The organism is Azospirillum canadense (genome assembly GCF_025961225.1).
In the GTDB taxonomy this organism is placed as follows: domain Bacteria; phylum Pseudomonadota; class Alphaproteobacteria; order Azospirillales; family Azospirillaceae; genus Azospirillum; species Azospirillum canadense.
Genome location: NZ_JAOQNG010000005.1, coordinates 215,542 through 242,536, shown reverse-complemented (window position 1 = coordinate 242,536; position 26,995 = coordinate 215,542). Strand labels below are relative to the sequence as shown.

Genomic DNA, 26,995 nt, shown 5'->3' with positions numbered 1-26,995 from the left:
CGTCACGGCTCTCCCGCGGGTGCGGCTTGCGTTGGCGCCGACGCCGCTTTAGGGCGGCGTGGCTGCCAGTGGCTGACGAACGCCTCGTAAGCCTGCTGGGCCTGTTGCGCCATGACGATCTCATGATCGCGCAGGACCTTGATGTTGTAGGCGTGGGCCGCACCAGGCCGATTGCCTTTCTTCAGCGGCGCTCCCGCCTGCAATTCCATCGCGCGGGTCTTGTGGGCGACCAGAGCCGGCCGTGCCCACTGGTAATCCGTGCCCTTGGACAAGAGATGCCAGCAGAGCACCGCCAGCTTGCGAGCCACGGCGACGGCGGCGACTTGGTGGCCACGGCGGGCGCGAATGCGCAGGAAGAACGCCCGCAGCGGTCCCGGCGCCTTGGACGCCGCCCAGGCCGCCTCGACCAGCAGGGCGCGGGCGTGGGAGCGTCCCCGCTTGCTGATGCGGCCATATTGGGCGAGCCCAAGCCCGGACTGGTGAACCCGAGGATTGAGCCCGACGTAGCTCACCAGCTTCTGCGGGCTGTCGAAGCGATGGATATCACCAATCGCGGCAACCAGCCCGGCGGCGACGGTGAGGTTGACGCCGGAGATCGTCAGAAGCCGTCTGACCGCAGGATCATCACAGACGGATTGGGCAATCTCACGGTCGAGCCCCTGCAAGTCCTCGCCCAAGCGATCAAGTTCGCGCAGGTGGCGCTCAATGGCCGCCCGTTCGTCATCGGGAAGTGGTTGACGCGCCAGCCAGGCCCGCCCCCGGTGGCCGAACAGATCAGCGTGCGGGCATGGCGGGATCAGATGGGCGTGCAGGATCGCGTGGACCTCGTTCTTGATCCGGGTGCGGTGCCGGACCACTTGGTTGCGCCGCGTCACCAGACGGCGGCGCCGTTCGGTTTCGGCGTCCGGCAGCCAGACCTCGGGCAGGAAATCGGCCGCCCGCAAAGACGCCAGCACGCCGGCGTCGATTTTGTCGGTCTTGACGTGGGCGTGGGCGATCGCCTTGACCTCCAGCGGGTTGGCAATGATCACGCGCGCCACGAAGGGCGAGAGAACGCGGACGACGGCCATGCTGTTGCCGGTCGCCTCGACGACGACCTCGTCCTCCGTGGTCAGCAGGCGGCCGAAGCCTTCCAGGCCCGAGCGGGTCATGTCGACCCGGCCGGCCGGTCGCAGCCGGCCGTCCTCCCAGAACACGACCTCGGCAAAGGTGCGATGGATGTCCATTCCGACGATGCGTCGCATGATGGCTCTCCCTCATGAACGGCGGGAGCGGCGGGCAACACGACAACTACGGATCCGCGCTCGCAGCGCAACCGGGTGGGTCGCAGGGGCGGCCAGCTACTAACACGAGCTCGCAGCTCATCGTATACATCGGCCTGCCCACCTTACGCGCTCCCGATGCCCCTTGTCCCGGATGGTCGCACCATACATCAGAGCCCAAGAGGCCCCAACCGGACGAGGGCGGCATCGGGCATCATCATACCAGTTACCAATGCGATCGAGGCCTTGAACTCCAAGCTGCGCCGGGCGGTGCGGGCGAGGGGGCATTTCCCCAACGACGAGGCCGCGCTGAAACTCCTGTTTCTCGTCTTGAACCGCGCCGAGAAAGACTGGAAAATGCCGCCGCGGGAATGGACGGCCGCCAAGGCACAGATGGCCGTCATCTTCGGCGAGCGATTCTCTAAGGCGATGAGCGCCTGAAAGTGAAACCCGCCCCCGCCGAGCACGAAATTCCTGATAGTCCCTCAAAGGAAAGCGGAAGTACAGGTACACGGCATAGCTAATCACCTCAGCAGGGAAGCGGTAGCCGGCGTACATCGGATCGGGGCGCGTCGTCATCCCAGCCCTATACCGTCACCCCCAGCCCGCCAGCCAGCCCGAACTTGACGGTGCCGGCTGGCGGGCTTGGCCTAAGCTTCCGCCGACCTCCGTGCAACAAATCACCGCATGCTCGACCTCGGACGCCCGGATTCCGTCCGTATCGCCTGATCAACTGCAGGGGGGCGGTCTCTTGCCTCGCTCGCCTCGATGCAGCACGCTGTTTCACTCCTGAACCGCTTCATCAAAGGAGGCGGACTCTCGTAAATTCCGGAAGCCGCTCATCCTCAAGCTGCGCTGTCAAAACGCCGAGCCGCTCCGGCGAAGGCGGACTGGGCTCCCACTGCCCCAGGTCGTCCGTGAAAGGGTTCGCCATCGCTGTGCCATCCAAGTGAGGCGCTTCGCTTCCCGCCTCCGCGGACAAATGGGCGCTCAACGCTTCATGTACGTTATCCGGAAGGCGCATCGCCTCCTCTCTAAGGCACCGAAAAACATCGTAGTATACCGCAGGAATATTGGGTAAACCGCCATGAGCTCCCCTGACGTACCGGACAGGAACGTTATCGAGCATTGTTGAGGCCAGTGGTACCCGCCCGTCACCTTCGCGGTGCATGTCGTTCTCGACCCGCTCGGTCACCTTGGCCGCATGCTCCCACACTCCGAAAAATCTTCGTTCGTATTCCAACCGGAATAGGGTTTTATAGCCGACTCCGGCGATTACCATCATGCGATCCCGGAAGTTCTGGTCCAACATTTGGTGGGCCTCGTGCATACGACGGTGGAAATCAGCGGCGCCGTCGAGCACCTTTTGCAGCTGCGTGGATTGCTCAGGTGTGAGTTCAAGTTTCCAGTCCTCGACCCGGTACATGTCGAAGTTTGCACAAGGATGGGCGTAGACTTCTGCACCCCTGTCTTGTTGCCACGGTGTGGGATCGCCCGGCCGAGTCCCCGGATAGATGCCCCTCGGCGCCGGCAGCATCCCAAGCACACCCCATAGCGAGCGAAGCGTCTGTCGGCTAAGATACTGGCCCAGCAGCACCATCAGATCGAAGCCCCAGAGGTGGTTCTTCAGGTACCCTGCGATCGCCGGTGAACCGTAGTGGGGAGTTCCGATGAAGATGACCCGTCCGAGCTTGGGCCACAGCTCCGGTCCGTAATCCATCAGCGCCGCCCGCACCATTAAGCCTCCCATGCTGTGCGCCACGAGATGGACCGGCGATCCGCCGTTTTCAGTATAGAGCTTGAAAACGAGGTCCCGTAGTGCCGCCGTGCTAAGCTTCAGCGGCTTGCGCCAGTCGTAGGCGAACAACTCGTGCGCGAAGTCGGGCTGCTCCAGAACGGCGGCCAAAAAGGGATCATAGGACGGATCCGTTGTGGTCGGTACGATGTCAATGGCGAGGTCGGCATCTTGTGTGCCATCGGGGGACAGGCCGAGCTGGTCGATGCGCTTGCGAGTGCGCACATCAATCCACCAGATGCCACCGCGGGTTCTGCTCTGCAGCAGGCTGCCCATAACACCAGGGACAAAGATCAGGTTCTTGGGGGCGCCGAACGCCAGATGTGCGGTGTCGAATTTCTCCTCGGCGAGCCTACGGTACTCACCGTACGCGGCGTCACCGAGATAGTTCCGCAATATTGCGGCATAACGATCATCGCAGGAAAGCTTCAACCGCTCCGGCGTTGCAGCCCCCAGGAAGTCTTCAATTGTAAAGTCTTGCATGCCGCTTTCTCCTATCTTGGCGCGCGGAGGGCGAGTACCTCCGCATCCCGTGCCATGAAAAGCTCGTATTGATTGACATAGGTATAGAAGAGACCTCCAAAGTTGCGATAGTGAGTCCAGAGGAACAGCCGCGTCTGCGCGACAGCTTCCCCAGCCGCCAGGGGCGCTTTTTCGGGATCTGCAATCCGGTAGAAGAAATGGAAAAAAATAGACGCAAAACGGCTCGCGAACTGGATTGGGACCTTTGTCTCTGTGCCGAGATACGCCCGGCAGCCACGGGCGAAAAAAGCCTCCTCAAGCAAGTTGGCAATGTAGGGGTCGGAAGCTGCGGTCGTACACGCGTTGGCGAACACCAATGGGCGGTCCGCCAGGAGCTTCGTCCCAAGCTCGGTCCGCCGCACCATGTCCGTCAATTGCGCGGTGCCGCCGAAGCGCAGGATTGGGTCGTTCCCGTCCCCGACGTTGCATTGGCAGAACAGGTACAGAACCGATACTGGTGTCGGCTTGGGCTCATTCAGTAGCTGCACAAGTTCGGCCTTAGGGTCGAGTCCTCGTGGCGTGGTGGGGACGAACACCTGGTTGCTCCAGGCTGCCCATTGCTGCTGCTGCCAACGTGACTCCTGCCCGGTGGCGTCCTTTGGGTCGTCGCCCCAATAGAGAAAATGGGCGCGGTGAGTGTCTTGTAGGCCGCCCAGTGCCTTGGAGCCAGCCTGCACGGCATGGGCCGTGTATCCGAGGCGAAAACGCAACGCCAGAAATCCCATAGGGTCTATGGACTGCCCCGGCGCGGGAACATCTGGGAGGTACATCAAGCCCCACGGCACGTGAGGGATCCATCCCTCCTGGGGCTTCCACGAGATGTCAAGCCGGTGTCCTGGCGAGAGTGCATCGATCCATGAGCGTAGATTGGAACCTGCAGGAAAGAACGCCTCGTAAAGGCGATGCCCATCGAAGGCCAGATCACGGAGTTCTTGGCTAACCCGCAGCGTATCGTCCCAACGCCGTCGATGGTCGTCGTCGGCATGGTCCCGAAGCATTGCCCAGTTATACTCGGGCGTCCAGTTACGTAGCCGATTCGCAAGGTCGTCGGGGTCGATATCATTCAGGTCGGCTTCCCATCGAGCGCGGAAGCGCTCGGCGGCGGCGCGCACGTTTTGTATGTTCCCCGCAACTTTCGCCTGAACACCGGACCAGAACGTTACATCATCAACAAATTGCGAACCGACATCGCCCCGGACGGAGGCCATCGACCCGATTACCGTGACGACGAGCTCGCCCGGCGGAGTTGTCCATTCGTGGGGCTTTCCTAAATTGAGGTGCGCTATCGGCGAATATAGCAAATCATCCTGGACACTGACTGCGACAGTATTCGGGGCCACTGCACTGTCGGCAATGGCCAGCCGGACGGTAAACTGGCGATAGATCTCTCTATGTGCGTAGACGACCACGTCAAACCGAGCCGCCTCCGCGGCTCGCGGTCTGATCTGGAGCTGGGGAATAAAGCTGTCGCCTTTTTCCGGGATCAGCAAAGGGAAGCGCGCCGTCCACGCCGTCGCACGCTCAAGTAGGGAGGTCGTGACCGACGTGCCGGGCGTCCCGGCCATGAATTCAACGGTCTGGGACGCAATTACCCACTCGGTGGCGAGGCCGCCAGGCGGCACATCGGAAAAAGGCACCTCTGTGTCGGAACCGCCGACGAGACTGCCCTCGACCGGACGCCCCACCTTGAAGTTTAGGGTATAGATCTCATTGACCCGTAGTGGCTCCGACAAACCCTCCGGGCGTTCGCTGAGCCAAATGCCAATATGCCTCTCGGCTTCTGGCACCGGTTCGGTCTTCGGTGCCGCGCCGCCTGCTTGAGGCGCAGTTAGGCTGTCCCCAATTGCTTCTTCGATCCTTTGGATTCTCACAGTAACCTCAGCGCGGTCAAGAGGTGGTGCGCCATATCCAGCTCTGCTGTGGTATTCACGTTCGGCTTGTGCCTCTGACAGTGGCTCCGTTGTCGGGCTGTCCTCGTACCATGATTGTGGCGGCGTAGAGCCTGCGAACGCCGACACTAGATTATCGGCCCGCTCAACACGGAGCTTCTCGGCGAAAGGGGACCCGAACATGCTTTTGGGCATTCCCAATTCCATTGAGGAGCCGGCGGGAGCATAGAATTCAGGTACAATTCCGAGGCCCCATCTTGAACGGCTGCCGAGCACGCTAGCACCGGCAGCATCGCCGATGTCACCCAACAGCGGTCGGGCACGCGCCTCAGCGGTGCAGTAAAGGCCGGGGTGCTGGCGGGCGACCGGGCCGAACGCCTCAGTCACGCGATGCTGGAAGTCCTCGTTGGAAAGGCCGGCATCGCCGCCAGCAAGCAGGCGCGTGGCCCGCAAAGTGAAATCGCCCTGCCCGGCGCTCTCGTACGCCATCTCGGTGGACAAGCAGGCGGCGAACAGAACCTCGCGCATGGTGTCGCGCCCGCGCACTCCGGTCGGTGTGGAGCGGCGTTCCCCGATCTGCCGGTAGCGGCGGTGAGCCTCGACCATCTCTGGTGTGGCGATGACGAAGCGCGGTCTATCGCCGGCCCCCGTGTGTCCGGACAGGCCCGGCCCGACGCCGAAGCGCGAGATCGTCCCCGAATGGCAGCAATCGATGAAGCTGGTGACGTTCACGCCGGCCGGAATGCGCCCGAAGATCGCCCCGATGTCATCATCGATGACGAAGGCGCCCGTCGGGTAATCGATCGGGCACAGCGCCTCGTCCTGGGCCGCAGAGTCGCCACCCGCCTCGTCGCCATCTAGGTCCGGGAGCTGTGTGCCGTGGCCGGAGTACTGGAAAACCAGCACATCACCCGGCCGGCTCGTGTCGATGAGCCACCCCAGCGCGCGCAGAATGCCCTGCCGGGTGGCTTGGCTGTCCAGCAGCAGCGTGGCCTCAAAGCCCAGTGCTTGCAGTGTCCGCGCCCACAGCTTGGCGTCGGCGACACAGCCGTACAGCGGGCTTGTCAAATAGCGATCGATCCCGACGCACAGCGCTCGGCGAGCGCCGGCGGCGACAGGGCCAGCGGCCACCAAGGGCGATGTGACCGGCGCCGCGGCGCCCGGAGCTGGCATGATACCGCCGGCGGGCGGGCGTGGAGAAGGCCATCCCGCTGTTTTGCCAAACTGCATCTCCTCCGGCCAGTCGACCTGTTCTTGCCAGTCTGGCGCTCCGCGCTCCTGCGCCTCCGGCGGGAACTCGTCGATTGCGCCGACCGGCCGGTCCAGCACCCGGCGGAGCACGCTGTTCATCGTGGCGGCGTCGTTGGCGAACCCGCCGTGCGTGGTCGCCAACGAAGCGTTGGGGCCGCTGGTCTCCTCTGTGATGGACCACACCACGTCGGCGGCGGACACCGCCGTGCCGGACAGGCCGAGCAGCGCACGGAGCGCGGGGTCGGCCCGGAGGCTGGCTTCGAGGCCGAGGATTGGAGTCCGCCCCTCCGGTTCGAGGGCGTAATGGATGAGGTAGAGCAGGGACTTGCGGTAGAGCTGCGCGCAGCTGTCATCCAGCTCGAGGTCCTTGCGCATCGTGAAGATGCCGAGGTGCTCGATGCCCCCGCCGACGAGCGGCGCGAGGCGTTGCTGGAAGGCATCGATGCGCAACGCCGGGGCAAGAAACGACACCGTCCGGAACGTCGGCGTGCCGAGATCCAGGCAGGCGGGCAGAAAATGCGCGTGAAAGATCGCGCCGGCGCTATGGCCGACAGCGTGCAGTTCGACATCCTCCGGGTTGGCCTGGCAGAACGCCGCCAGCCTCGCGGCCGCGTAGCTTGCGCCGCCTTGCGCATCGCTGGCCCGTTCGGCGCTGCGCTTCATGCCGGACCAGATCAGCGGTCCGCCGAGCGCCCGCGCGGCCGCTTCAATGAGCGGGTCGGAAGTGTAATCGGCGAGATCACGCGCGCCCCGGTCCCGCACGGCGGAACGCGAGCGCGCGAGCAGCTGTCCGATGCTTTCGAACAGACCGGTTTCCCACACGAAGAACAGGGGGTAGACATGGTTGCGTCGCCACCAGCCAAGCTGCGCATGGGCCATGGCCAGCGCGTTGCGCTCCGACACCAGGCCACCATGCGCGTAGATCACGATGCGCAGCTTATCCTGTCGCGCGCGCGCCGCCACCAAAGCCGCCACCAAGTGCTGGTCGACGATCGCGTCGACATCGCCCTGCGCTGTCGTGAAGCGCCCGTCGTCGGAGAACCGCCCCTGCACGAGATTGATGACATGCGGCCGCAGGGCCGCGAGATCGCGGGCCCCGAGGTCCTGGCGTGTCTCCAACACGCGCACCATCGATTGATCCTCCCGCGGCTCGGCGTTGGGCGGGTCGTGGAAGGCCGGCGCTTCCGTCTCGAAGCGCCGGAGGATTTCCACGAGACGGGAGGCATCCTGGCCAAAGGGCCCGCCACGGGCTGCGCTGCGTGCGCTGTCGGTGGCTTCCTTCTTGAGCCGCGTGTGTATGCCGCGCACGGCCGCCACGGTTTCCTGATAATCGATGGCCCCGCCAGGGCAACTCTTGCTCGACATTTGATTGTGGAAACGCAATGTTTCCGGCGGCAGACCGAAGCGCTGCTGTACGCGGGCAATCACCTCCAAGGCCACGCTGCGTTGCGGGTCATCGAACGGATCCTGGCCGACATCGAAGTCGCCGATCATCTCGAACATGAACGGCCCGGCCTCGGTATTGCCGTTGTGCCCGCTTGCACTGGCCGGTGGCAGGTTCCAATTGCGGCCTAGCCAAATCGTTCCGTCGGGAGCGATCGTGAGGTGCTGTGCGATGTCGCTCCACCCCTGTTCCTGCGTGTGATAGCGCCACATAGCAACGATGGTCTCGTGCCCGCGGTATTGCGCGTGGCTGGGGCGCCACGTGTGGTGCATGTGAACGGCGTTTATCCTTCGCCTGAATCGGAATTGATTCAGCATGTCAGCGAAATCGTCGAGCGTCATCCGTTCAAACACGCGGGCCATGGCGCATCTTTCGAGGTTAGGCTCGGCATACCACAGTATGTATGAATCTCCGATTCATCAGGCTCGGCCACGATTATTCTACATGCGTGGAATAAATACGCTATAAGCCCGAATGTGGTGCTTCGATGTACGGCTGCGGCGGCTCCAATAGTCAAATTTGCTTACGTCGCGAGGGCCATTGGTCCCGAGGCGCAGTCGGTGAGAGCACGGCAAGCCGCCGCCGCTGAGCAACCGGCAGTCGGCGCCAGACCAGGACTGGGCTCGGACCCTTGTGCAGGCTGGGATCTCTCAAGCCAGTGGGCCAGAGCCCAGCAAATTCCGGGCCCCGACACGTGGCTTCGAGTCCAACAGCTCTTTGTCTTCAGACGTACCCATGCGCGGGGATGGAGGGAGCGCTGAGCCGGTACAAACTGATTATCAGCGACACCTTCCACGCCCACACTCGGCCGGCGCAGAAGGTCGAAACCCGGATCGTCGTCAACCTACTCATACCAACAGCGTTTGAACAGTTCCGGCTTGCGGCCAAGAAGCCAACTGTTTCAGGGCGTTGCGCCGATCTCAATGGAAGTGATCAAGCGCCGTTGGTGTCAGAGGCTGTTCTTGGATGTCATGCGCGGACTGGCCGGGCGAGGAGCCGCTTCAAGTGCCGCACGATGATTGAGACGAAGGCGAACGCGACGAGGTGTGCCTTCGTTCGTCCAACGATGGTGTTCTATTGGCGGCAGCGGCTCAACCATCCAAAGGAGCGCTCCACCACCCAAGCAATTTCGGTTAGGACAAATACGCTGGCGCGGCCGCGGGCGATGGGCTGGACGGTGATGCCGGGGCTCTTCGCCGGCTTAGGCCAAGCGTTCGCCGCGATAGCCGAGGTCGCCAATGGTTGCCCCCTTGAAGTCGTGACCAGCGAGCTCACGCAGGACCGGCACGACGCCCGTGGTGTCGTCCAGGTTCGCCGGCGAGGCATCGATCGCCGGGAGAATGCCGGACTTCTCCACGCCGAGATGCATTTTGATGCCCCGGATCTTCGTGCCGCCATTGACGCCGCGGGCGAAGCAGCTCGGCGTCGGGGACCGGTGCGGCTGTCGATCACCATCGTGCTCGGTTCGGCCGTATCGCCGCAGGCCAGCCGCCATGTTCGACGTAGCCGATCGAGCAAATGCGCCACTCGCCAAGCCGGGTCCCGCGGGCGAACAGCGTGCACACCATGCAAAGGGCATGCGGGACAGCTGGCCGATGGCCCGCCGCAAAAGCAGACACACCACACCGCCATGACCGCCTTGCGTAAGGGGGCGCCAGTCAGCGCCGGCTTTGACCTGGAGCGCGTCGGCCGCGTTCCATCCGCCGCCATGGCGGCCAACTCCGTCAGGACCTCGTCCCCGAAGGCATCGACATCAGCCAAGGCATCCCAAGAGGCCGGAGCGGTACTTGCGGGGCGACCGCCGGTGCCCATACCGGTGCCCATAGATGTTGGCTCATGTGGTCCTGACGATGGGCCGCAGACCTACCAGACTGCACCCCCGGCGCAACGCCCTTCTTCGCCTTCAAGTAGCATCCCGTCCGGTACCGGTCAGGACGGCCCGTCACGAACAAGCTCTGACGGTGCCCATCATGAGGCAGGCCCGTTCTGACCCTGGAGAGTACTATGGAACCGGCAAGTGCATCCAACTACCGCTTCCAAGGGCCTGTGCCGGCGCTCGCGTTGAGAGAACAGACACTGACTGCGGATGCGGCACACGTCATTTCACCGGGGGCGCGCTGCTCAGGAACCGGGCACAGCCTGGATAGTCGCTCGGTTCGTCCGGCGGTTCGTTCTTCTTTGGACTGACGACCTCGGCAGTCATGAAGCGCACGATGAAGTCGATGAAATTCTCATTGAAGATGTCATTGTGGTCGCGGATCACCGCTTTTTCAGCGGTCGCGACGAGGTACGGATAGTTGGCTCTGAGCGGTCGTGCTGGTTCGAGATAAGCGTTGCCGTAGTACACAGATGTCTTGGAAATCGCTCCGCCGGTTTGGCGGTTCATTTCCGCCGTCGCTGCGTCAGCCATGGCTTCGGCGCGCTTTTCGTTGGTCGGAATTACCGTTTTCGGTTCGGAAACCGGCTGGTCATTCTCGGTCCTTTGGATGCGCAGATGGTGGGTCCGATAACGGTTGAGGTGGCCAACCGCTTTGAGCACGGTTTCCCGCTCGCCGTCCTGGGGTGCCGATTGGGTAAAGGTGTATAGGCGGCCAATCGGGAACGCGATGCCCGTTGCCCAGTCTCCTTCGGACGTCACGATCATCATCACCGGGCGCTGCTTGGGCGAATAGCAGCGGTTCACCGCAAAATTGTGGATCGGTTCGTAGATCGAACCCTCGAAGGCCGGATTGACCAAAAGAACGAAGTCTCCGAAGCTTTGCGCGATTCCATAGTACGCCTCCTCTCCGTCGATCCGCAGCCTCGTCGCCCTTTCCAGGATTTGCGAGTGAAGCGCCGTATAGACCAGATAGCCGCCGAAGCTGTGGCCAACAACGATCAACTGGGTTTCATTCGGCCCTCCCAAATCATCATTGCCGCGGTCCTTATTCGAAACTCTCTTAAAATTTTTCAACTCCGGCAGCAGGTCTTTTGCCCCGGCGCTGCCGACCCTCTCGGCCGCGTTCTTGCGCGTCCAGAACGTCGCTTCCTGCAGAAGCGGAAGCGAGATGGAGTTGCCGCGCCATCCCATATAGACACCGACGATCTTTCGCCGTTTGATCTCAGGACTCCCGGCACCCGCCGCGGCGCGGGCTCCTTCCATCACATCGATCCGTTCGAGAAGCTTCTGAAACTCGCTCACGTCGGGGTCGTCGGCCCGCGCGTTATGTTTCCAGCCATGGGCATAGACGATGATGAGGAACTTTTCCCCTTGATCGGCGTCCATAGCCTTCAGCCTGGAAAGAAGCAGCTGCTTTTGCCGGATGTCATGGTACCAGCCCTGGTCGTCGAACTCGACGAAGCCAAGCAGGTAATCGCCCTTGACCCGGTCCTTGGTGACATAAGTCCGGTGCTCGAGGGAGGCATCGCCCCGGCATTGCGCGCATGTGGGCCAGTCAGCCCCGTTCACCGCCGGATCCAGCGCCGCGCTGCGATAGGCTCTGTCCGGCGCGCATCCCGCAATCATCCCCATGACGAGCAGGATCAACCCCAGGTTGGCCGACCGGGCGAGCAACGGCACTCGTTCCTCCATGATGGTCCGTGGAAGCGCGGGAAGCCCCTTGCCTGGAGGCATGCTGGCCAAGCCTTCGGCATCACAGCGTCTTCAGGTATTCGATCAGGGCACGCCTTTCCGCGGGCGTCAGTCCCCGGCCGATCACACCCTTGCCTTTGGGGCCATCCTTGAACTCATGTCCGGTGTTCAGGTTGCCCGGGATTGAGGTGATCACCTCGAACCCGCCCTCGATGGGGGCCGTCGTGTAGCCGACGTTGACCGGATCGAACTCGCGACTGCCTAGATAGAAGGTTTTGGGTCGTTCCGCCACCGGCGATAGAATGTCGTAGAGGGTGGGTACGGAGCCATTGTGCAGATAGGGCGGCGTCGCCCAGATTCCATCGAGCGGCCGTGCTTTGTAGCCGAGCGGTGCCTGGATGCCGTTCGGTCGGTTGCCATTCATCCGCGCCCGTAGCTCGGTCGGTACGGGCGGAGTCGCGGAGGCGTAAGCGGTGACGACGATCTTCTCGACCAGTTGCCCCAGGGCAGGGCCGAAGGAATAGGTGCCGTCAGTCGGGGGACCGGCGCCCCCGTCTGTGAGCCCCAGGTAAGCGGGGACTTTGACCCTTCGCGTCCTCAGATCGGCCGCCTGCGCGGGGTCGGTGCCAATCTCGTCGATCGGGATGACCGGCATGCGCAGGTAGCGCTCGCCGGCCTTGTTCGGCGGCGTCCAGCGGCGCGTATTCCAGAAGGCGGCGCTCGTCACCGGCGCCATGTGGCAGCCTTCGCAAAGTTCGCGATAGAGGCCGCGCCCCTGCTCGGCCATCCTGGCGTCGACGGGCGGCAGCACGTCGGCCGGCCAGGCCGGAGCCTTCAGTCCCCGGAATCCGGTGTTCCTGTTCGGCCGTTCGCCACCGATCTGATGCTCGATCGCATGCAGGTCGCGCACGGGCACCGTGGATGCGAAGAGCTGGCTATTCCGGTTCGTCAAGTTCGCCAACGCCCGCACGCCCATGGCCTCGCCGGCGTTGCGCACCATCGGTTGCTCGATGGAGGCGTTGTACTGCACCCAGTCGAACCAGGGCGTGCCCCACAGATGCGGATAGGCGACCGGCGCGCTCTTCGGGGCGTAGTTCGACAGTTCCTCCAACTGCAGGGCGAACACCTCATTCCCGATGCGGTTGAGCGCGTCGAGCCGGCCGAAGCCCTCGGCCACGCTACGCGACGCAACCTGATCCTCCAGTGTGCGGAGTTTCTTTCCCCTTTCCACGATTTCCTTGAGTTGCCGCTTCAACGCCTGCTCGGCCTCGGCGCCGTGGTCCGGACCCAGCACCCGGTCGGCGAAGCGAGCGAAGCGGATCGGCAGCGCCTCGGTGAAGCCCATCGCGATGCCGAGCGCGTCGCGGAACTTGCCCAAGTCGGTCAGGGCCGGTCCGCCCTCGATCAGGATGCTCGTACCCCGATAGTCGATCTGGCCGGTATGGCAGGCGGCGCACGTCAGGCCGATGTCGTGCATCGGCCGTCCGGTCGCCGGGTTCGTCCAGGCTTGGCCATTGACCGGGTTGACCTTCTCGGGACCTTTGGCGAAGCCGATGGGCAGCCGATCAGGGTTCATCCTGGCGTCGCGGGGGCTCGTGAGAAAGCCGAAACGTGCCAGATAGTCGGGGTCGCTCAGCAGGCCCGGCGAAGCCAAGGAGAATTCGGGGCGCTCGACCGCCAGGAACCATTCGTAGGGAATCCCGAAGGTCGCGGTCCCTTGAGAGACGTGATGGAACCAGACCCGCTGGTCCGGCGTCCATTGCTGATCGATTGACACGGTTCGGGCTGCCGGCGGATAGGTTGGCAGGTCCGGGGCACGTGGAACCGGCTGCGAGCATCCCAGGAGCGCGCCTGCTGCAAGGCCCACGGCGACGCGGCCGGCGCGTGCGGAGAGCGGGCGTGGATCACCGATGACGGAATCGTTTACGGTCACGGTCCTTCGTTCGCGACGTTGCATCATCATAAAGCCTCCGACAGATAGCCGAGGGCGCGTTTTCCGGGCATGAAGAAGTACTCGCCCCCGCGCGTGCTCACGAAGGCCGGCAGGCCCTTCACGATCCTGAACCCGCCCTTCCGCGGGACTTTGAAGGTTCCGGTGCCGTCGTTGTTTCCGATCAGCGGATCCTTTGCCGATCCCAGCCCCGCGAAGTTCCCGTCGTTCATCCAAACCCGTTGAACGAATTCGAACTGGTTGGCGATGTCGGCGTTGATCAGGATGATTATGGCCCCACGGTCTTGGCCGTCGTCCGCCGCGTCCGGCGGAAGGCGTGCCCCATAAGGCAGGCCTTGCCGCAGGACGCGGTGCCGGTTGATGGTGTCGGCGGAAGGGCCCGCAAGACCGGCGCGGGGGTTCATGCGACGGATGTGCGCCCCGACCGGACATGCCCATCCCTTGAGGTCGTCGTCGTAATTGAAGTCGTTGTTCCGGTTTCTGTCCTCGGCAAGGGCGGAATCGTCGCGTTCCGGCGCGAGGGCCAGTGGCGCGCCGCTGCGCCAGCGCCCCATGAGCTTGGCGGCAAGCCGCTCCCGCCCACCGTCATCGGCTGCGGCTTCCTTCAGGAAGGCTCGGAACCGTGCGACGTGCTGGTGCAGCTTGCGAAACACGAGATAGGTGCCGTTCCGGGCCAGGATCTCCGGCTGGGGTGACGTCGCGACATTCCCGAACTCATCCGGGTAGCCCATAACGAACTCACCGAGCTTCAGGGGGCGCCAGTCGCCACCGACACCCGCCGTGCCCTGCCCGGGGATCGACGCGAGGCCGCTCCCCTCGATGGCCGGTTGGCCGATGCCGTCACGATAACCGAAATGTTCGACGGGCACCGGCGTCCCGTCCGGTCCGGGCAACAGGGAGGTCGCCTCCGTATGCACGATGGTCGGCCGCGCGGTCCCTTCCAGGGTCGCGCGGAAGGCATCATCGGCTTCGACGAGGATTTCCGCGGACGCGGCAGATACCGTGACCAAGATATGGAGGTCGCCGTCCCGCAGCGGCGAGTTCCAGCAGTCAGGCGAGCTGTCGCCGGAATCGCCCAGCTTTCCGGCTCGCGCACGTTCCACCATTCCCTGCCGGAAGGCCTCGGGGAAGCTCTCCAAGACGTCCGGCGCCAGTCCAAGCGCCTTCAGCCCGCGCCAAGACAAAGAAACGTTAAGGGCACGATCCGGAGCCCCGTCGACAATCGGCACGGTGGTCACCCGATCGGCGATCTGCCCCAGCCATTCCCGGGCCGAGGCTTGATCGGCGATGCGCAGGAAGTGGTGGAGCGCCATTGGAAAGCGATAGGCGCGCAACGCCATGCCCTGGATGTCGTCGAGCTCCGGTGCATGCTCCATGGCCGTGGCCCCGGTCATGGCGTTCAACTGACCTCACTGACGAACTCTTCAAATTTCCTTTGCAAGTTGAGTGCCTTCAGGATTTCCTGAACGGTGGCGTCCGGGTAAGCGACGAAATACCCGGTGGTGTCAATGGCGCAACCCAGGATGTAATCTCTCAACTTTTCGTAATTTTTCGCCCCCGGATAACCCTCGCAGTTGCCCCAGATCGCATCGATTCCTTCCGGCGCCTTGAGAGCGAAGTCGCGCATGTAGTCCTCGACATCACCGTCGAAATTGGTTGCGAAGAGCAGCCGGGTATCGTTGTCAAAAATTACCCAGCGGACCATATGAATGGTGCCAAGCTCGGATATCTTGCCACCATGGGCACTGGTTAGCTTTTCTAGAGTTGCCCGTAGCTGAGGGGCTTGCCCTTCCTTGATCTTCGAAATAGCCGTTAGGGCGCTGATCTTCCCAATCGTCTTAATTGTCATGATTGTCTCCCTTGAGCGTGGACGGATTTTTCCACAAGACGCCAGTGGGTACTGGCGCCGACATGTAGTTCCAAAACGGCGACGGATTCAGAGGGGGCGGAGGTAGAGGATGTTTATCTGGGATTTCCAGTGAGGTTTGGGGATCTCGAATGAGAAAAATTTATTGCCATTCACAATCTACAGCCCCGATGAATGTGCCAATACATCATCGAGCGGCCGTAATATCGCTAAACAGCCTCATCATTGTAGCCAAAGTCATGCATAATGTCACTTGCGCTCCTGTGTTATCCAGCTACTACGAAAGCTTTATCGCCACGTCGGCGCACGAATAGCCTATTTTTACTCAAACGCTTGCGTTTCAGCTGCAATGATATTTGCATCAACGAGATTGTTACATAATGGACTGTCGCCCATTCGCGGCGGAACGCCACGCCGCGACGTAGTTGCATCGAGACGGCGGCTGCCCGGGGGGCTGTGCTCAGGGCAGGCGCAGCAGCCTGAGCGGAATCTGTGCCGACCTCGCTCGGTCGTATCGATCCGGCGTCAGCGGATTCGGTGCGGCGCAGAGGCTGTCGCTGGTGGTCCCCGCGTTGCAAACAATGGCCTCGGGAATCGTGGCACCACCATCCTGCACCCGGATCGGAAAGTGTCAGGTGGTCAGTTCGCGGCCAATGGCGGTGAGGCTCGCGGCGTTGAGGCCGAACACGCCGCCGCTCCTCGTAGCCCTGTTCCAGTTCCCTCATGTTCATGGCCGTATGTGGCGTCGCAAGGCGAACCCGCGGCTTTCGCGGCGACGGCTGTCCCAAGCTGGCATTTCGTGCGATGGGCATGGAGGTGACCGATGCCGCTCCCAGGAGTTGCTCTGCGAGGTTGGTCTTCCGCATCGGCGGAGCACCCTCAAACCTCCCGCTCAAAGACGAGCGCTCCGTTCGCGGGGATCCGGACGCGGGCTGTGTGCGGGTAGGTAGCCCCCGGGGGAGCGTTGGCCTGGACGGAACCGGCGTTTCCGATGACGGCCGGGTTGGGAAAGTCGTCATAAAAATCGCTGTTGAAGATCTCATGCCAGCGCCCAGGCCAGGGCAGGTCGATTCGATAATCTTCGAGCGTGTTTTCGTTCAGGCTGGCAACAACGACGATGTCTTTCCCCTCGCCGTTGACCCAACGATGCATCGCAATAACGCGATCCTGTTCGTGGACCTGCGGTATGCGAACGCCTTCTCCTTGGAGCGCCGGATGGCGGCGGCGGAGATGGACAAGGTCCCTTGTGAAGCGCAGAAAATCAGCCATCACCCGATCCTGCGCAAGGCCGTCCCACCAAATCAGAAACTGCGACCAGAAGCGGACATCGTCGTGCCATGGCTTATCCTCCAGGAACTCCTGGCCCATAAAGAGTGTCGGAATTCCGGGAGCGGTCATCAGAAGCGTCGTCGCAACCCGACTGCGGCTCCGCGCATACCATGATCGAGCATTCGTTGGGTCCGCCACGGCCGGGATCCGCGGTTCACGCGGCGCGTGATTGTCGTAGTCCCACCGGACAATGTCGTGGTTTTCAAGACATTGATTGGCCCGCCACGCGGCGGGAAAGGCTGGTGGAGAATAGAGCGCGTCACGGACTCGATTCAGGCTGATGTGCGCGCTCTGACCGCCTGCCGCCTGGTGAAGAACGTCGCGAAGCGCAATGCGCAACCCGTCCGCCAGCGCTGCGTCGAAGCCGAGCCCATCCGGCGTTGGGGTCACGGCCTTGGCACGGTCCCAATTCCAATATTCAGCGATCTGGACCGCGTTTGGACGGTGGTAACGTACTGTGTCGGCCAAGTCGCGGCAGAACCGGTCACCACCGAAATTGCTCGCTACGCTAATCTCGTCATAGCGAAAGCCGTCTGCATGAAACTCGTCGAGGTAAAATGTCGCGTTGTCGATCAGGAATTGCCGGACCGGAGCTTGCCCGTATGCGAAAACCTTTCCGCCGGCCCACCCTGGATGGCCAAAGTAGAGGCTACGCTCATCATCCCCCTGCCACTGCCGATCGTAAAAATAGAGGCTTCGATCGCCGAAATCGCCTCCCGCATGGTTGTAAACCACGTCAAGAATTACGGCAATGCCGTGGATGTGGCACAGGTCAACGAGGCATTTCAGTTGGTTTGGGCCCGACATGAGGTCCTTGCCGGATACCGCGGTCTGACCGGCCACTGCCAGCAGACGGTTCACCGTTGCCAAATGGCGGTCCAATTCCGTCGGGTCCTCAACGACGTAAGACATCTCGGGAGAGAAGTAGTCTAAGCCACTGTAGCCAAGTCCAACGTCGCCATCGTATTCCTGCACGGGGAGGGGCTGGATGGCATTGATGCCGAGGTCTTGGAGGTAAGGGATCTTCTCAACCACATCCAAGAACCGACCGTAGCTTTTCCGACGATCTTTGCCGAAAGCATCAACCGCCCAGAATACGCCAACGTGCAATTGATAAATTATTAGTTCGTGAAAGGCCGGCGGGCGCCAGCCGGCGTCATGCCAAGGATAATTTGCAGCGTTGCGGGCCACACAAGGAGAGTTTGGAAAAGGCGGGTTCGTCCCGAGTTCTCGGGCGTAAGGGTCGCGCTTGAAGCCGGACGTTCCTCTGCCGCGAATCCAGAACAGGTACGGCGCCCCATCGGCAAGAAACGGGACGAAACCCGTCCAGGTGCCGTCGCCCAGTGGGATGAGCCGATCCGTCGGATCCGGGGTCCAATGTGCGGAAGGGCTGGAGAGAACTCCCTGATCACAGACAACAAACACGTCATGCGCGTGCGGTGCCCACGTCCGGAACGCAACGCCACCGTCGACCACCGTTGCGCCCATCCGTGTGTCGCGTCCGATGAACTGGTTCAGCACTGGCATGGTTAGGCTCCCTTCCGTTGCTGCTTGTCCAGATTGAAGTCCTGTTGGTAAGGTCGTGATGGCGCTAGAAGAGCTCATCCCATAAGATGCCTATAGTTCCAATAGACCGTCACTTTTCGTTGGCAAAACCAGCCGGTTTCTGATGTTGCTGTGGAGGTATGGACGGACATGGTATTTGTGAAAGGGTGCCGACCGTGCTCAGTTCTACCTTAGTGGTGGGTCGGCTGCCGCTTCCAGAACCGCTTTGGAACAGACATCGAGCGGTCGTAAGCGCATCCAGCCCTCATCCGTTTGTGCCCGATCCAAGCGACGGCGCAAACACGGCAACCGATCCTCTCACCCCTTCCCTTCGCCTGTCGTGCGCGAGCACTCACCTGGCCGACCTGAGCCCATGTCAAAACCGCAGAGCCCCGCGAAGCGCTAGGAACTCAGGGACGCCTTACGGTTTGCGCGCATCGTCATGGTCACGGCATTCCGACGTTGGAAATGGGCGGCCTGTCGCGCATGGAACGGAGCGCCTGCTCCAGCAAGCCTGCTTGCTTAAGGTTAAATCCTGTCTCTGGAGCGATGTTGATCAGAAAATTGGCGGCTGTTGGATTGAGGACCCAGTTCATTGGTGCGGCTTCCTTGCCCCGTCGTGGCGCGGGCAAGGCGATGTGCATGAGCCGCGGATCGGCGCCCGGTTCCGTCGAGCAATTCTGCCGCCGCAGCGAATACAGCGCCTCCTGGCCATGGGCTCCGCGCGTCGCCGCCAGGCCCAACATCGGGATGAGGAGCTCCGGTGTATTCCGGCTGTCCTTGCGGATTCGTCCGACTGCCGTTTCCACGGGCAGCGGCCGGAGCCCCGGCGCCGCAGCAAGCACCTCACTCGGCATCGGGCAGGCGATGGTAACCTCGCCCAAGCTCGGCAGGTCCCACTCATCGGGTTCCCGAGGGTTGCGGGCGGCGTCCGCGTCGTTGCTGACCACGACGACTACGGGCACCACATTCAACGTCCGCCCATCCGAAGCTGGCTTGCGCGCGATGCGTTCCACCGCGTGGACCAGTTCGGCGGCGGTCCGCGCGCCGTAATTCTCGAAATAGCCGCCGTCCAGCACCTGGCGGTCTTTCGCCTCCCACTCGACCTGGTGGACGGCCGTGCTGGCGCTTGACGCTGGATGACGTTTCTCCTCCCAATCGACAAAGCGGCCGGCTGGGGAAACGTAGGGAAAACGCGCGGAGTTGGTGACGGCGGTGGAACTGGGCACGTCGCGGCAAAGGATGGTCAGGAGATCATCGCTGCCCGCGAACACGTCATCCTCCGGGTTGAAACGGAACGTGGAGGTGATCAGCCGCCGCCCGGTTTCCCGGTCGGTTCCGTTGAGCACAAGGTGTGGCATGCCCTTCGGGCCAGCATTGCGCAGCGCCACGAGGCCCATTCGCGCCTGCGCCTCCGGTACGTGGAATGCGGCGGGCCCAGACCAATGCCGTTCGAATGCCCTTTCCAAGGCTACGCCTCGATCCGGCGCCGGCCACACGGTGCCGAGCAGCCGTCCGAGCGAGTCGTTGAGAAAATAGGTCGCGATGGTGGCGGCCAGCAAATCACCGCTGCCCAGCTGCCTCAAGCCGTTCTGAACTTCCGGGCGGTCCCAGTCCAGCTCGCCCTTTCCTTTGCCGTAAAGCCGGAGCGCCTGCAGGTAGGTCACGGCCCCGAGGCTTCCCCCCGACACGCCGCTGATCGCGAAAAGCTGCCGTCCGAACGCTCCGTCAGTGCGCGCGTCCAGCGTTCGCATGGCCGAGAGCAGCCAGACCGCGGCGCGGCTCGCCCCGCCTTCGGCGGTGACGATGATGAGCGGCATTGGGCGATTGCCTGGATAGCCGGCAGCGAGCCGGGCGTCGTACCATTCCCACAAGGCTTCGGCCACCGTGGGCCGACGCAGCGTGCCGGGAAGTGCCGTTCCGCTCGTCAGGCGTCCGTCGGGGCCGATCCGACAAGACACCACGGCCTGTTCGTTCAGAGGATCGCCGGTCGTTCGCACCGCGTAATGGCCAGACGGCTCTCCCAGAAACGGACGGTAGAACACAGTGCAGAGCAGCATCAGCGTTCCGAGAACCCGGCTGAGGCCCGCCAGGTCAACGCGGCCGACGACGCTTGCCCGGCCGCGACCGATGGCGTCACGAAGCGCCGTTACCGCGGCGACCAATCCAAGCAGAACGAGGGTGGCGATGTCACGGAACAGAGCCAGGGCGACGACCAAGGGGCCAATCAGCAGGGCCAACGCCAGAAGCGCTGCGGTTGGTGTGGACAAGCGCTCCTCAATGATTTCCGGAAACACGCCGGTCACGATGCCACCCGCCACACTGAGCAGCAGCAGGAGCAGAGCGACGGGCCAACCAAACGGGGCGGCGGCGAGCACCGCCGTCGGCCTGGCCCGCCACATCCACAGGGGCGCCTGCGTCCGCATGGTCAATCCCAGACGGCGGCGCATTACGGCGGCGGGAAACAAGGCCAACAGGAACGCCGGGCCGGCCAGCACGGTTCCCCACCGCACGTCGGCCAGACTCACCTCCTCACTCCGCACCACCCAAATAAGCGGAGCCAACGCCACTGCCGCAGCGAACAGAATAGCAATGCGCGGAGCCCAGTCGTGCGACCATCCGACCAACGTGGCGTGTGGGAGACGCCCCTCGTCGAGCCATTGCGCCATCTGCATGCGGTCGGACGGCAGCACCGATTGAGCACCCCGAATTCGGTCGAAGAACATCACCCGGTGGGCATAGGTGCAGGACTCCCACAGCGCCGCTCGGGTCCAGTACCACGCCATCACTCCGAGAGCGGCAGCGGCTAAGCCAAGCCCCAGAGCCGCCTTCCACCAAACCTCTTCCGACTGCCCCGTTCGGCTCGTGCCCACGACCATCCCGGCGAACATATCGGGCATCTGTGGAGCGAACAGCATGAGAAGCGCGGCGAAGAGTGGGACAAAGACGCCTACAGGTTCCTCCAGCCAGCGCCGCAGAATGAGCCCGGCTTTGCGCAGCCAAAGGGGAATGCGTCCCGGAACTGTCTGAACCATGGTGCGGTTTTCCTGTGTGTGCGTGGCGGAAGGCGCCGGCCGTGCGGCATCACGGCCGCATCGCGGGAGCCAGGGCGGTGGCGACGGCGTTGTCGCTCAGGCAGTCATCGCGTTCCAGTTCATCTGCCAAGGCCGCATCCCGGTCGCTCCCACACTGCAGGAGGTCGCCAAAGGCGAGCCGGAACTCGTCGGTGGCGCACATCTTCCGGAACGACAGAAAGGTGGCGAGCTTGGCGGCGTAACGGACACATTGCAGGTCCTTTTCTCCGGGAATCGCGCTGAGCAGACTGCCGAGCTTGGCGATCCGGGGCAGCAGCTTGCCGTTGCCGGAATAGGCCCGGCACAGGTCGAGGGTGGTCGGCGACGCGCCTGCGGCGGCGGGCGGCCCCCAGTCGCTCTCGTCGCAGGCCAGAGCCTTGACCAAAGCAATTTTCTCCCGTTTGTGCGCTGGCACAAGGCGGGCGAGCAAAGGCACCGCGTCGATGTCCGCGGGCTCAAAGGCGCCCTTGACCGGCCGGCCAGACGAGAGCGTTCTCGCCGCCGTTGCGTAGGAGGCGCCAACGGCCATCAGGCGCTCCGTCGTGATGTCGGTGCAGGGGACGTCATGCAAAGAGAGCTTGGCGAGGAAGCGCATCAGCCGCTCCGGCGCGATGGGCTTGCCGGCCGGAATGCCGGCCGCAACGGTGCCAATCCACGCCTGCCGCGCTCTGTACCCCCGGGGATCGCCACGGCTTCGGTCGCCAAGCTCGCGTTGAATGCGGTCACGGAGCATTGCTCGGGCTTGGGTGGTCAGCGCGCAGAGCCGCTGGTCGAACTGCTCCTCGCGCGGTTCGTAGCCGGCGAACATGAAGGTGTCGATGGCTTTCAGTGCGTTGCCGTTCAGCAGGATATGATCCAGAAAGTGGCGCGTTTCGGCGTCCTCCGGCTCATACCCGTCGACGCCCACTCCGGCGTGCACCTGCAGCACCAAGATCCGGTCCGGCAGTACGAAAGGGTGCCCGTTCTCAGGGGCCAAGCTATGAAATGCGGTGCGCAAGCCCGTCAGCCCCAGATTGTCGCCGGTGCCGCCGTCCATGAGCTGCCGAAACCGCGGCGGCTCGCCCGCCCGGAAATCGCGCAGCGTGACATTGGCGAGCAGGCCGGGGATGGCGGCCGACGCCATAGCGGCGTAGGCCAGCGGATAGCGCCCGAGGTCGGAGCCGAGACAATCGAACTGCTCGCGTGTGAACCCAAAATTGAGCGCGTTTTCCAAGCCGTACTGGCGCACGTGCCCCGCCGGATCAATGTCCATACAGGCGATGCGGCTGGCGCCGTCGGTCGGCCACCAGAGGGCGCGATTCGATGGAAGCAGGCGCGCGGTCTGCGTCGCGTTGATGATCAGCGTGGGCCGCGCCGGGTTCAAATCCGCCATCACCGCACCCTTCTCCCTGTCCGGCGCAGCGCCGAACAGATCACGAGCCAGCAGTTCGGCACCGAAGTCGCTGCGGTCATAGCTGGTCGTCAGGAAGGCGGCGAGGCGATCCGGACGCAGGGCGCCCAACGCCTGCCCCGTTGTGATGGTGGCGATCCGCTCGTGCACGCACGTCCGCCGCCAGACCAGCGGCACCGGCCCATTGGCGGGGGCCGCCCGGGCGCAGGGGGCATCGTCCGGACCGTCCACGCTGTAGGCGTACAGGGCGGCTGCCAGAGAACCGCCGGACACCGATGAGATCACATCGACGGATGGCAAAACCCCGCGATCCTGGAGCTGAAACATGACCTCGCTGGCAAAGGCGGTCGCCTTCAGGCCGCCGCCCGACAGGGCCAAGGCGACGAGATCGGTGTCGGAGCGGGTGCCCGACGGTCCGCAAAGGGTGACAGCCATCGGGGTGTCGGGCCCGCCGGCGCGACAGCCAGGGGTCGCCTGCCAGTTGGACCGGTAGGTCGCGATCCGCGCCCCGTCGTCCAGCCGCTCGGCCCCCGTTTGCGCCTCGTTCTGATAGAGATAGCGCTGAGGTCCGGCGCAGGCGTCCAGGAGAAGGAGCGCGCCGCCGAGCAGGAAAAGACCCGGTCCACCGAAGATTGCTCGTTCCCGCATGATGGGCCTCCCTCCATGGCACCGCTGGCGACCGCAGCGCCTGTCAGCGTCAGGAATCGCCGTTGGTATCCGGACGGCAGAGCAGCACGTGATTGGCGTAGGTCGCTCCGATGAGAAGCCGCCGGCGTCCCCGTCCATCGTCGTAGAGCACCGCAACGCTGGCCGCCGACAGCGCACCGCCGTCATCGTCCCGGATGCGGATCACCTCGGGTCCCGCTGGTCCGTCAGGCACCACGCGCAGAATTTGGGTCGGCGCGCTGTCCGTCCATCCCGCCGCGTACAGGGCGAACCGCAGAGGGTTTGGGTGCGCGGCCGCCAGGAGGGACCCGTCCGGCAGCTGGCGCAGGTTGTCGACGCCCACACCCGTGCGGATCGGCGCCAACTCCGCCATAGGACGCGCCGGGTGCCCGGCCTCCCAGGAGTAGCTCCGAATGTCACCGCGCAACGTTGAGGCAACAAAAAGCCGCCGGGCCGCGAGGTCGGCGATAATCCCGTTCGCGAGCGGCACATCGCCGTCGACCCGGTGAAAGCGTGTGCCGTCGTAGTAGAGGACATGCCCGCCGGTGACGTCGAAGAGGTCGCCCAGCTTTTGCCCGAGGCACGACCCGGTGTCGTTGGAATTGGTGACGTAAAAGGCGTTGGGCCCCACCGCGGCAATGCTATTGGGGTTGCGCAGCTGGCGCGCGTCCTCGATGGGCGGGCGCTCCGGCTGGAGCCGGTCGCCGTCGACCGTCAGAATGTCCACCGTGGTGCCGCCACACAGCATCACGCCGCCGCCCGCGGGGCGATGTTGATCCACGACGAAGAGGCGACGCACCGAGCCCACGGTGAAGAGGCTGAGACCCAGGGGGTGGAAATCCCGCGCCTGGAAGGCTTCCGGCGTGACATCGGTGACCGTTGGCGGCTCGACCGTCAGATTGATGCGGAAGAGGTGGCCCGGGCGACCGTCGGCGGTTGCCGGTCTTGTACCGTGCTCGACGGCCCAACGATCGGTGGACGAGACGTAAGCCATTCCGCCCTTATCGAGCACGATGTCTTCCGGACCAGGGATGCCCGCGATGGCATCGCACCGCCAATTCCACAGCGCGTTGCGGATGTCACCACCCGCCGGCGGCAAAAGCCCGCACGCCGAAAGCGCCAAGGCGCCGATTGCCCCGACCCCCGACGCGACACCGGTCACCGCGGAACGCCTGCGTCCCATGGTTTTTCTCTCCTCGCTCGACGCCTTCCCCGGTTCTTCCGCGCTCCGCTCCGCGTGGCCGACAAACGGCCTGCGGCGGCGCCGATCATTGCCGCATCGGCCGCGGTTTGGTCGCCGCTGTTGGTTGGAAAGCCGGTGCGTCGATCAGAGCAACCGATCGGGCAAAGATCCTTTGCAGGTAATCACTGCAGTGCCCGGACAGTGGATGGGATTGCGAGTACAAGGGGCGCGTCGGGTCGAGGATGTTGGCGCACAGCACCATCATCGGCCCGGTGAGATTGTGAACGAGATAGTTCTGCTGCATCGCCAGAATGGCGTCGGTCGGGATGGTTTTGTCCGGTGCATCCGCGACCTTGGCTGTTCTCGCGCCACCCGGCGTGTTCTCGGTGGTCGCGGCTAAGGCCACCATGCCGGTTCCGGTCCCTGGGGGGGCGGGCACCATCAGCGCATGGCCGGTGGGGCTGGCGTCCAGTGTGCCGTCGATGCTCGCCGCCGCCAAAACGGGCGCCAAACTGGCCGACGGAGCGGATTTGGTGGGCGGCTTCGATTCAGGTTGGCTGTTCTGATTGTTCTTCTTCGTCGAGTCGGTCTGGAGCGATTGCCCGGCCAGCAGGGCGAGCTGGCGACCGTAGCTGCCTGCCGCGCTTTCCCCCAGCAGCAACGTCACCAGAATATCGCCGTAGCGGCTTAGGATCAAAGAATAGGCGGAATCGCCGATGGACCCGTTCGCATAGGCCTCGCAGGCCCGGAAGAGACCGTCGCGGAGCGCTTGGATGGAGGGGACGCGTTCCGTGAGTTGGGCAAGCTGCTCGGCGGTTGCCAAATCGGGGTTGACGTTTCCGCTTAGAGCGGTGCCGCCGGTCGGCGGCGTCACGCTTGCATTGGCGGCCAAGGAAAAGGCTGTCGATAAAGCTTTGGCCACGTCGGGGCTCGGCTCCACACACACGACGTGTTGGGGAGGCAAATCGAGGCCTCCTCTTTGACCTTGTGGGCGCATCCGCTCCGTCACCAGGCGAAGATCAGCGGTGGTCAAAAGCGTTTGCGTCGCGCCAATGGATCTGAGCTCCGAATAGGTATCGCTCGTTTGGCAGGCGCCAAACATCAAGACGGCAAACAGAAGCAGAACTGCTTTTCCCCGCATGTTTCTCTCCACCGTGTTGGATGGTCGGTCCATGCCCTCCGGGCGTCATTGGTCCACATCGATCGCGAACGCGTGCTTAGCACAGGATTCTCTTGCCTATCGCTCGATGCGGAAAATGGCATCAATGCATGCATCTGTTTCCGCGCAAGCGGCCGGCGAGAATTTCCCGACACAAGCGACTCATCGCATTGTGGTTTAGATGAACACATGGCATCAGACATTGAAATTACTCGTGCCAAGGCGCGGCATTACGGCGATGTTTCCGCACCTAAGACTTAGCGGCAGTGCTCGGCAATAACGATCGCCATATGCCGTCATGTGAGTGCCCATTTGACCGGCCTGCAGCTACTGTTGCGCTCGCGTCAGGAATTCGGCGGGGCTGCATCCCTCACCATCTTGGAAGGTGCCGTTTGGCACCGGCGTTCATATTTACGCAATAGCATATTGCCAGGGCTAACGGCAGGTGTTGCCTTTCCCCATTGCAAAAAGTACTTGGGTCCTCTGTGTGTGTAAATAGGCAATTTGGATAAACCCGCTTTCGGCAGTCTCTTATATTCACCGCCGCTACATACTCGGATATGCAGGAGGTGAAAAGCGGCCACAATCGTCGCGCCGCAAAAGGCAAGAACAGAGTGATGCCGGCGGCGCTTGATCATTTCCATCAAGAATATGTTTGTAGCAGGGGCGCCCGCAGGGCCATGCAGGTCTCATGAGGCACCGAGGGCGAGTCCCAGTTCCCGGTTGCGACCGTTGGCGTCAAGGGCTTGGCCAACGTTCTCGACACTGTCGGCGCGCAGAATGTTGAGTGCGAAGGAGCGGACGTGGGCCATCTTGCCTGGCCGCTGTCAGATGAAGCGCAAACAGCGCGTTTCAGCAACTTGGCGACGGAGGATGTGTGCCCAGAGGGTCGCCGGCCTGGGCCACGTGTCGCGTGATCGACGACGCTCACCGGCAAGGGGCTTCTCTATTCACGTTCCGGTGTTGTCGGAGATTTGATGGAACTTCGCGATCAACATACAATAGTATGTTAGCCATTAATAGGGCTAAGTCAATAACACAGCAGGGCCAGTGACTTGTGAAACGTGTTTATGGAATATAGAGAAGTTGACACCGAA

At 63.2% G+C, this 26,995-nt stretch carries 13 protein-coding genes and 2 pseudogenes; 1 reads left to right on the top strand and 14 read right to left on the bottom strand.

Features of this window, described 5'->3' with window-relative positions; all coding sequences use genetic code 11:
- Nucleotides 1-2: 2 nt before the first annotated feature.
- Nucleotides 3-1,226 (bottom strand): IS110 family RNA-guided transposase, encoded by a 1,224-nt coding sequence (locus M2351_RS25725; protein ID WP_264659106.1) that lies wholly within the window; start codon nucleotides 1,224-1,226, stop codon nucleotides 3-5.
- A 252-nt stretch (nucleotides 1,227-1,478) separates the two neighbouring features.
- On the opposite strand from M2351_RS25725, the pseudogene M2351_RS25720 reads away from it, so the two are divergent.
- Nucleotides 1,479-1,703 (top strand): annotated as a pseudogene (locus tag M2351_RS25720) (transposase); the annotation flags it as partial.
- Nucleotides 1,704-1,715: 12 nt separating this feature from the next.
- Here the strand turns inward: M2351_RS25720 and M2351_RS25715 are convergent.
- The 13 genes and pseudogenes from M2351_RS25715 to M2351_RS25655 all read right to left on the bottom strand — a co-directional run.
- Nucleotides 1,716-1,841: pseudogene (locus tag M2351_RS25715) on the bottom strand (IS6 family transposase); the annotation flags it as partial.
- 223 nt (nucleotides 1,842-2,064) lie between these two features.
- Nucleotides 2,065-3,540: an esterase/lipase family protein gene (locus M2351_RS25710; RefSeq protein ID WP_264658902.1), complete on the bottom strand. Its 1,476-nt coding sequence runs from the start codon at nucleotides 3,538-3,540 to the stop codon at nucleotides 2,065-2,067.
- A gap of 11 nt (nucleotides 3,541-3,551) precedes the next feature.
- The gene (locus M2351_RS25705) at nucleotides 3,552-8,525 is read right to left on the bottom strand and encodes a caspase family protein (protein ID WP_264658901.1); all 4,974 of its coding nucleotides are present in this window, start codon (nucleotides 8,523-8,525) and stop codon (nucleotides 3,552-3,554) included.
- Nucleotides 8,526-9,364: 839 nt separating this feature from the next.
- Nucleotides 9,365-9,658 (bottom strand): transposase, encoded by a 294-nt coding sequence (locus tag M2351_RS25700; RefSeq protein ID WP_264658900.1) that lies wholly within the window; start codon nucleotides 9,656-9,658, stop codon nucleotides 9,365-9,367.
- A 603-nt stretch (nucleotides 9,659-10,261) separates the two neighbouring features.
- Nucleotides 10,262-11,722: a hypothetical protein gene (locus tag M2351_RS25695; protein ID WP_264658899.1), complete on the bottom strand. Its 1,461-nt coding sequence runs from the start codon at nucleotides 11,720-11,722 to the stop codon at nucleotides 10,262-10,264.
- A gap of 73 nt (nucleotides 11,723-11,795) precedes the next feature.
- Nucleotides 11,796-13,697 carry a di-heme-cytochrome C peroxidase gene (locus M2351_RS25690; protein ID WP_264658898.1) on the bottom strand — a complete coding sequence of 634 codons (1,902 nt, stop codon included), beginning with the start codon at nucleotides 13,695-13,697 and terminating at the stop codon, nucleotides 11,796-11,798.
- The gene (locus tag M2351_RS25685) at nucleotides 13,694-15,079 is read right to left on the bottom strand and encodes a Dyp-type peroxidase (RefSeq protein WP_264659105.1); all 1,386 of its coding nucleotides are present in this window, start codon (nucleotides 15,077-15,079) and stop codon (nucleotides 13,694-13,696) included. Before M2351_RS25685 ends, M2351_RS25690 begins: the two co-directional genes overlap by 4 nt.
- A gap of 5 nt (nucleotides 15,080-15,084) precedes the next feature.
- The gene (locus M2351_RS25680; RefSeq protein WP_264658897.1) at nucleotides 15,085-15,534 is read right to left on the bottom strand and encodes a hypothetical protein; all 450 of its coding nucleotides are present in this window, start codon (nucleotides 15,532-15,534) and stop codon (nucleotides 15,085-15,087) included.
- Between the two features lie 897 nt (nucleotides 15,535-16,431).
- Nucleotides 16,432-18,408, bottom strand: a complete 1,977-nt coding sequence (locus M2351_RS25675; protein WP_264658896.1) for an alpha amylase C-terminal domain-containing protein — start codon at nucleotides 18,406-18,408, stop codon at nucleotides 16,432-16,434.
- A gap of 464 nt (nucleotides 18,409-18,872) precedes the next feature.
- Nucleotides 18,873-21,461, bottom strand: coding sequence for a hypothetical protein (locus tag M2351_RS25670; protein ID WP_264658895.1), 2,589 nt, complete (start codon nucleotides 21,459-21,461; stop codon nucleotides 18,873-18,875).
- A 49-nt stretch (nucleotides 21,462-21,510) separates the two neighbouring features.
- On the bottom strand, nucleotides 21,511-23,325 hold the full coding sequence (locus tag M2351_RS25665) for a patatin-like phospholipase family protein (RefSeq protein ID WP_406567444.1): 1,815 nt from the start codon (nucleotides 23,323-23,325) through the stop codon (nucleotides 21,511-21,513).
- 262 nt (nucleotides 23,326-23,587) lie between these two features.
- Nucleotides 23,588-24,739 (bottom strand): hypothetical protein, encoded by a 1,152-nt coding sequence (locus M2351_RS25660; protein WP_264658893.1) that lies wholly within the window; start codon nucleotides 24,737-24,739, stop codon nucleotides 23,588-23,590.
- An 85-nt stretch (nucleotides 24,740-24,824) separates the two neighbouring features.
- On the bottom strand, nucleotides 24,825-25,880 hold the full coding sequence (locus M2351_RS25655) for a hypothetical protein (protein WP_264658892.1): 1,056 nt from the start codon (nucleotides 25,878-25,880) through the stop codon (nucleotides 24,825-24,827).
- Between the last annotated feature and the right edge of the window lie 1,115 nt (nucleotides 25,881-26,995).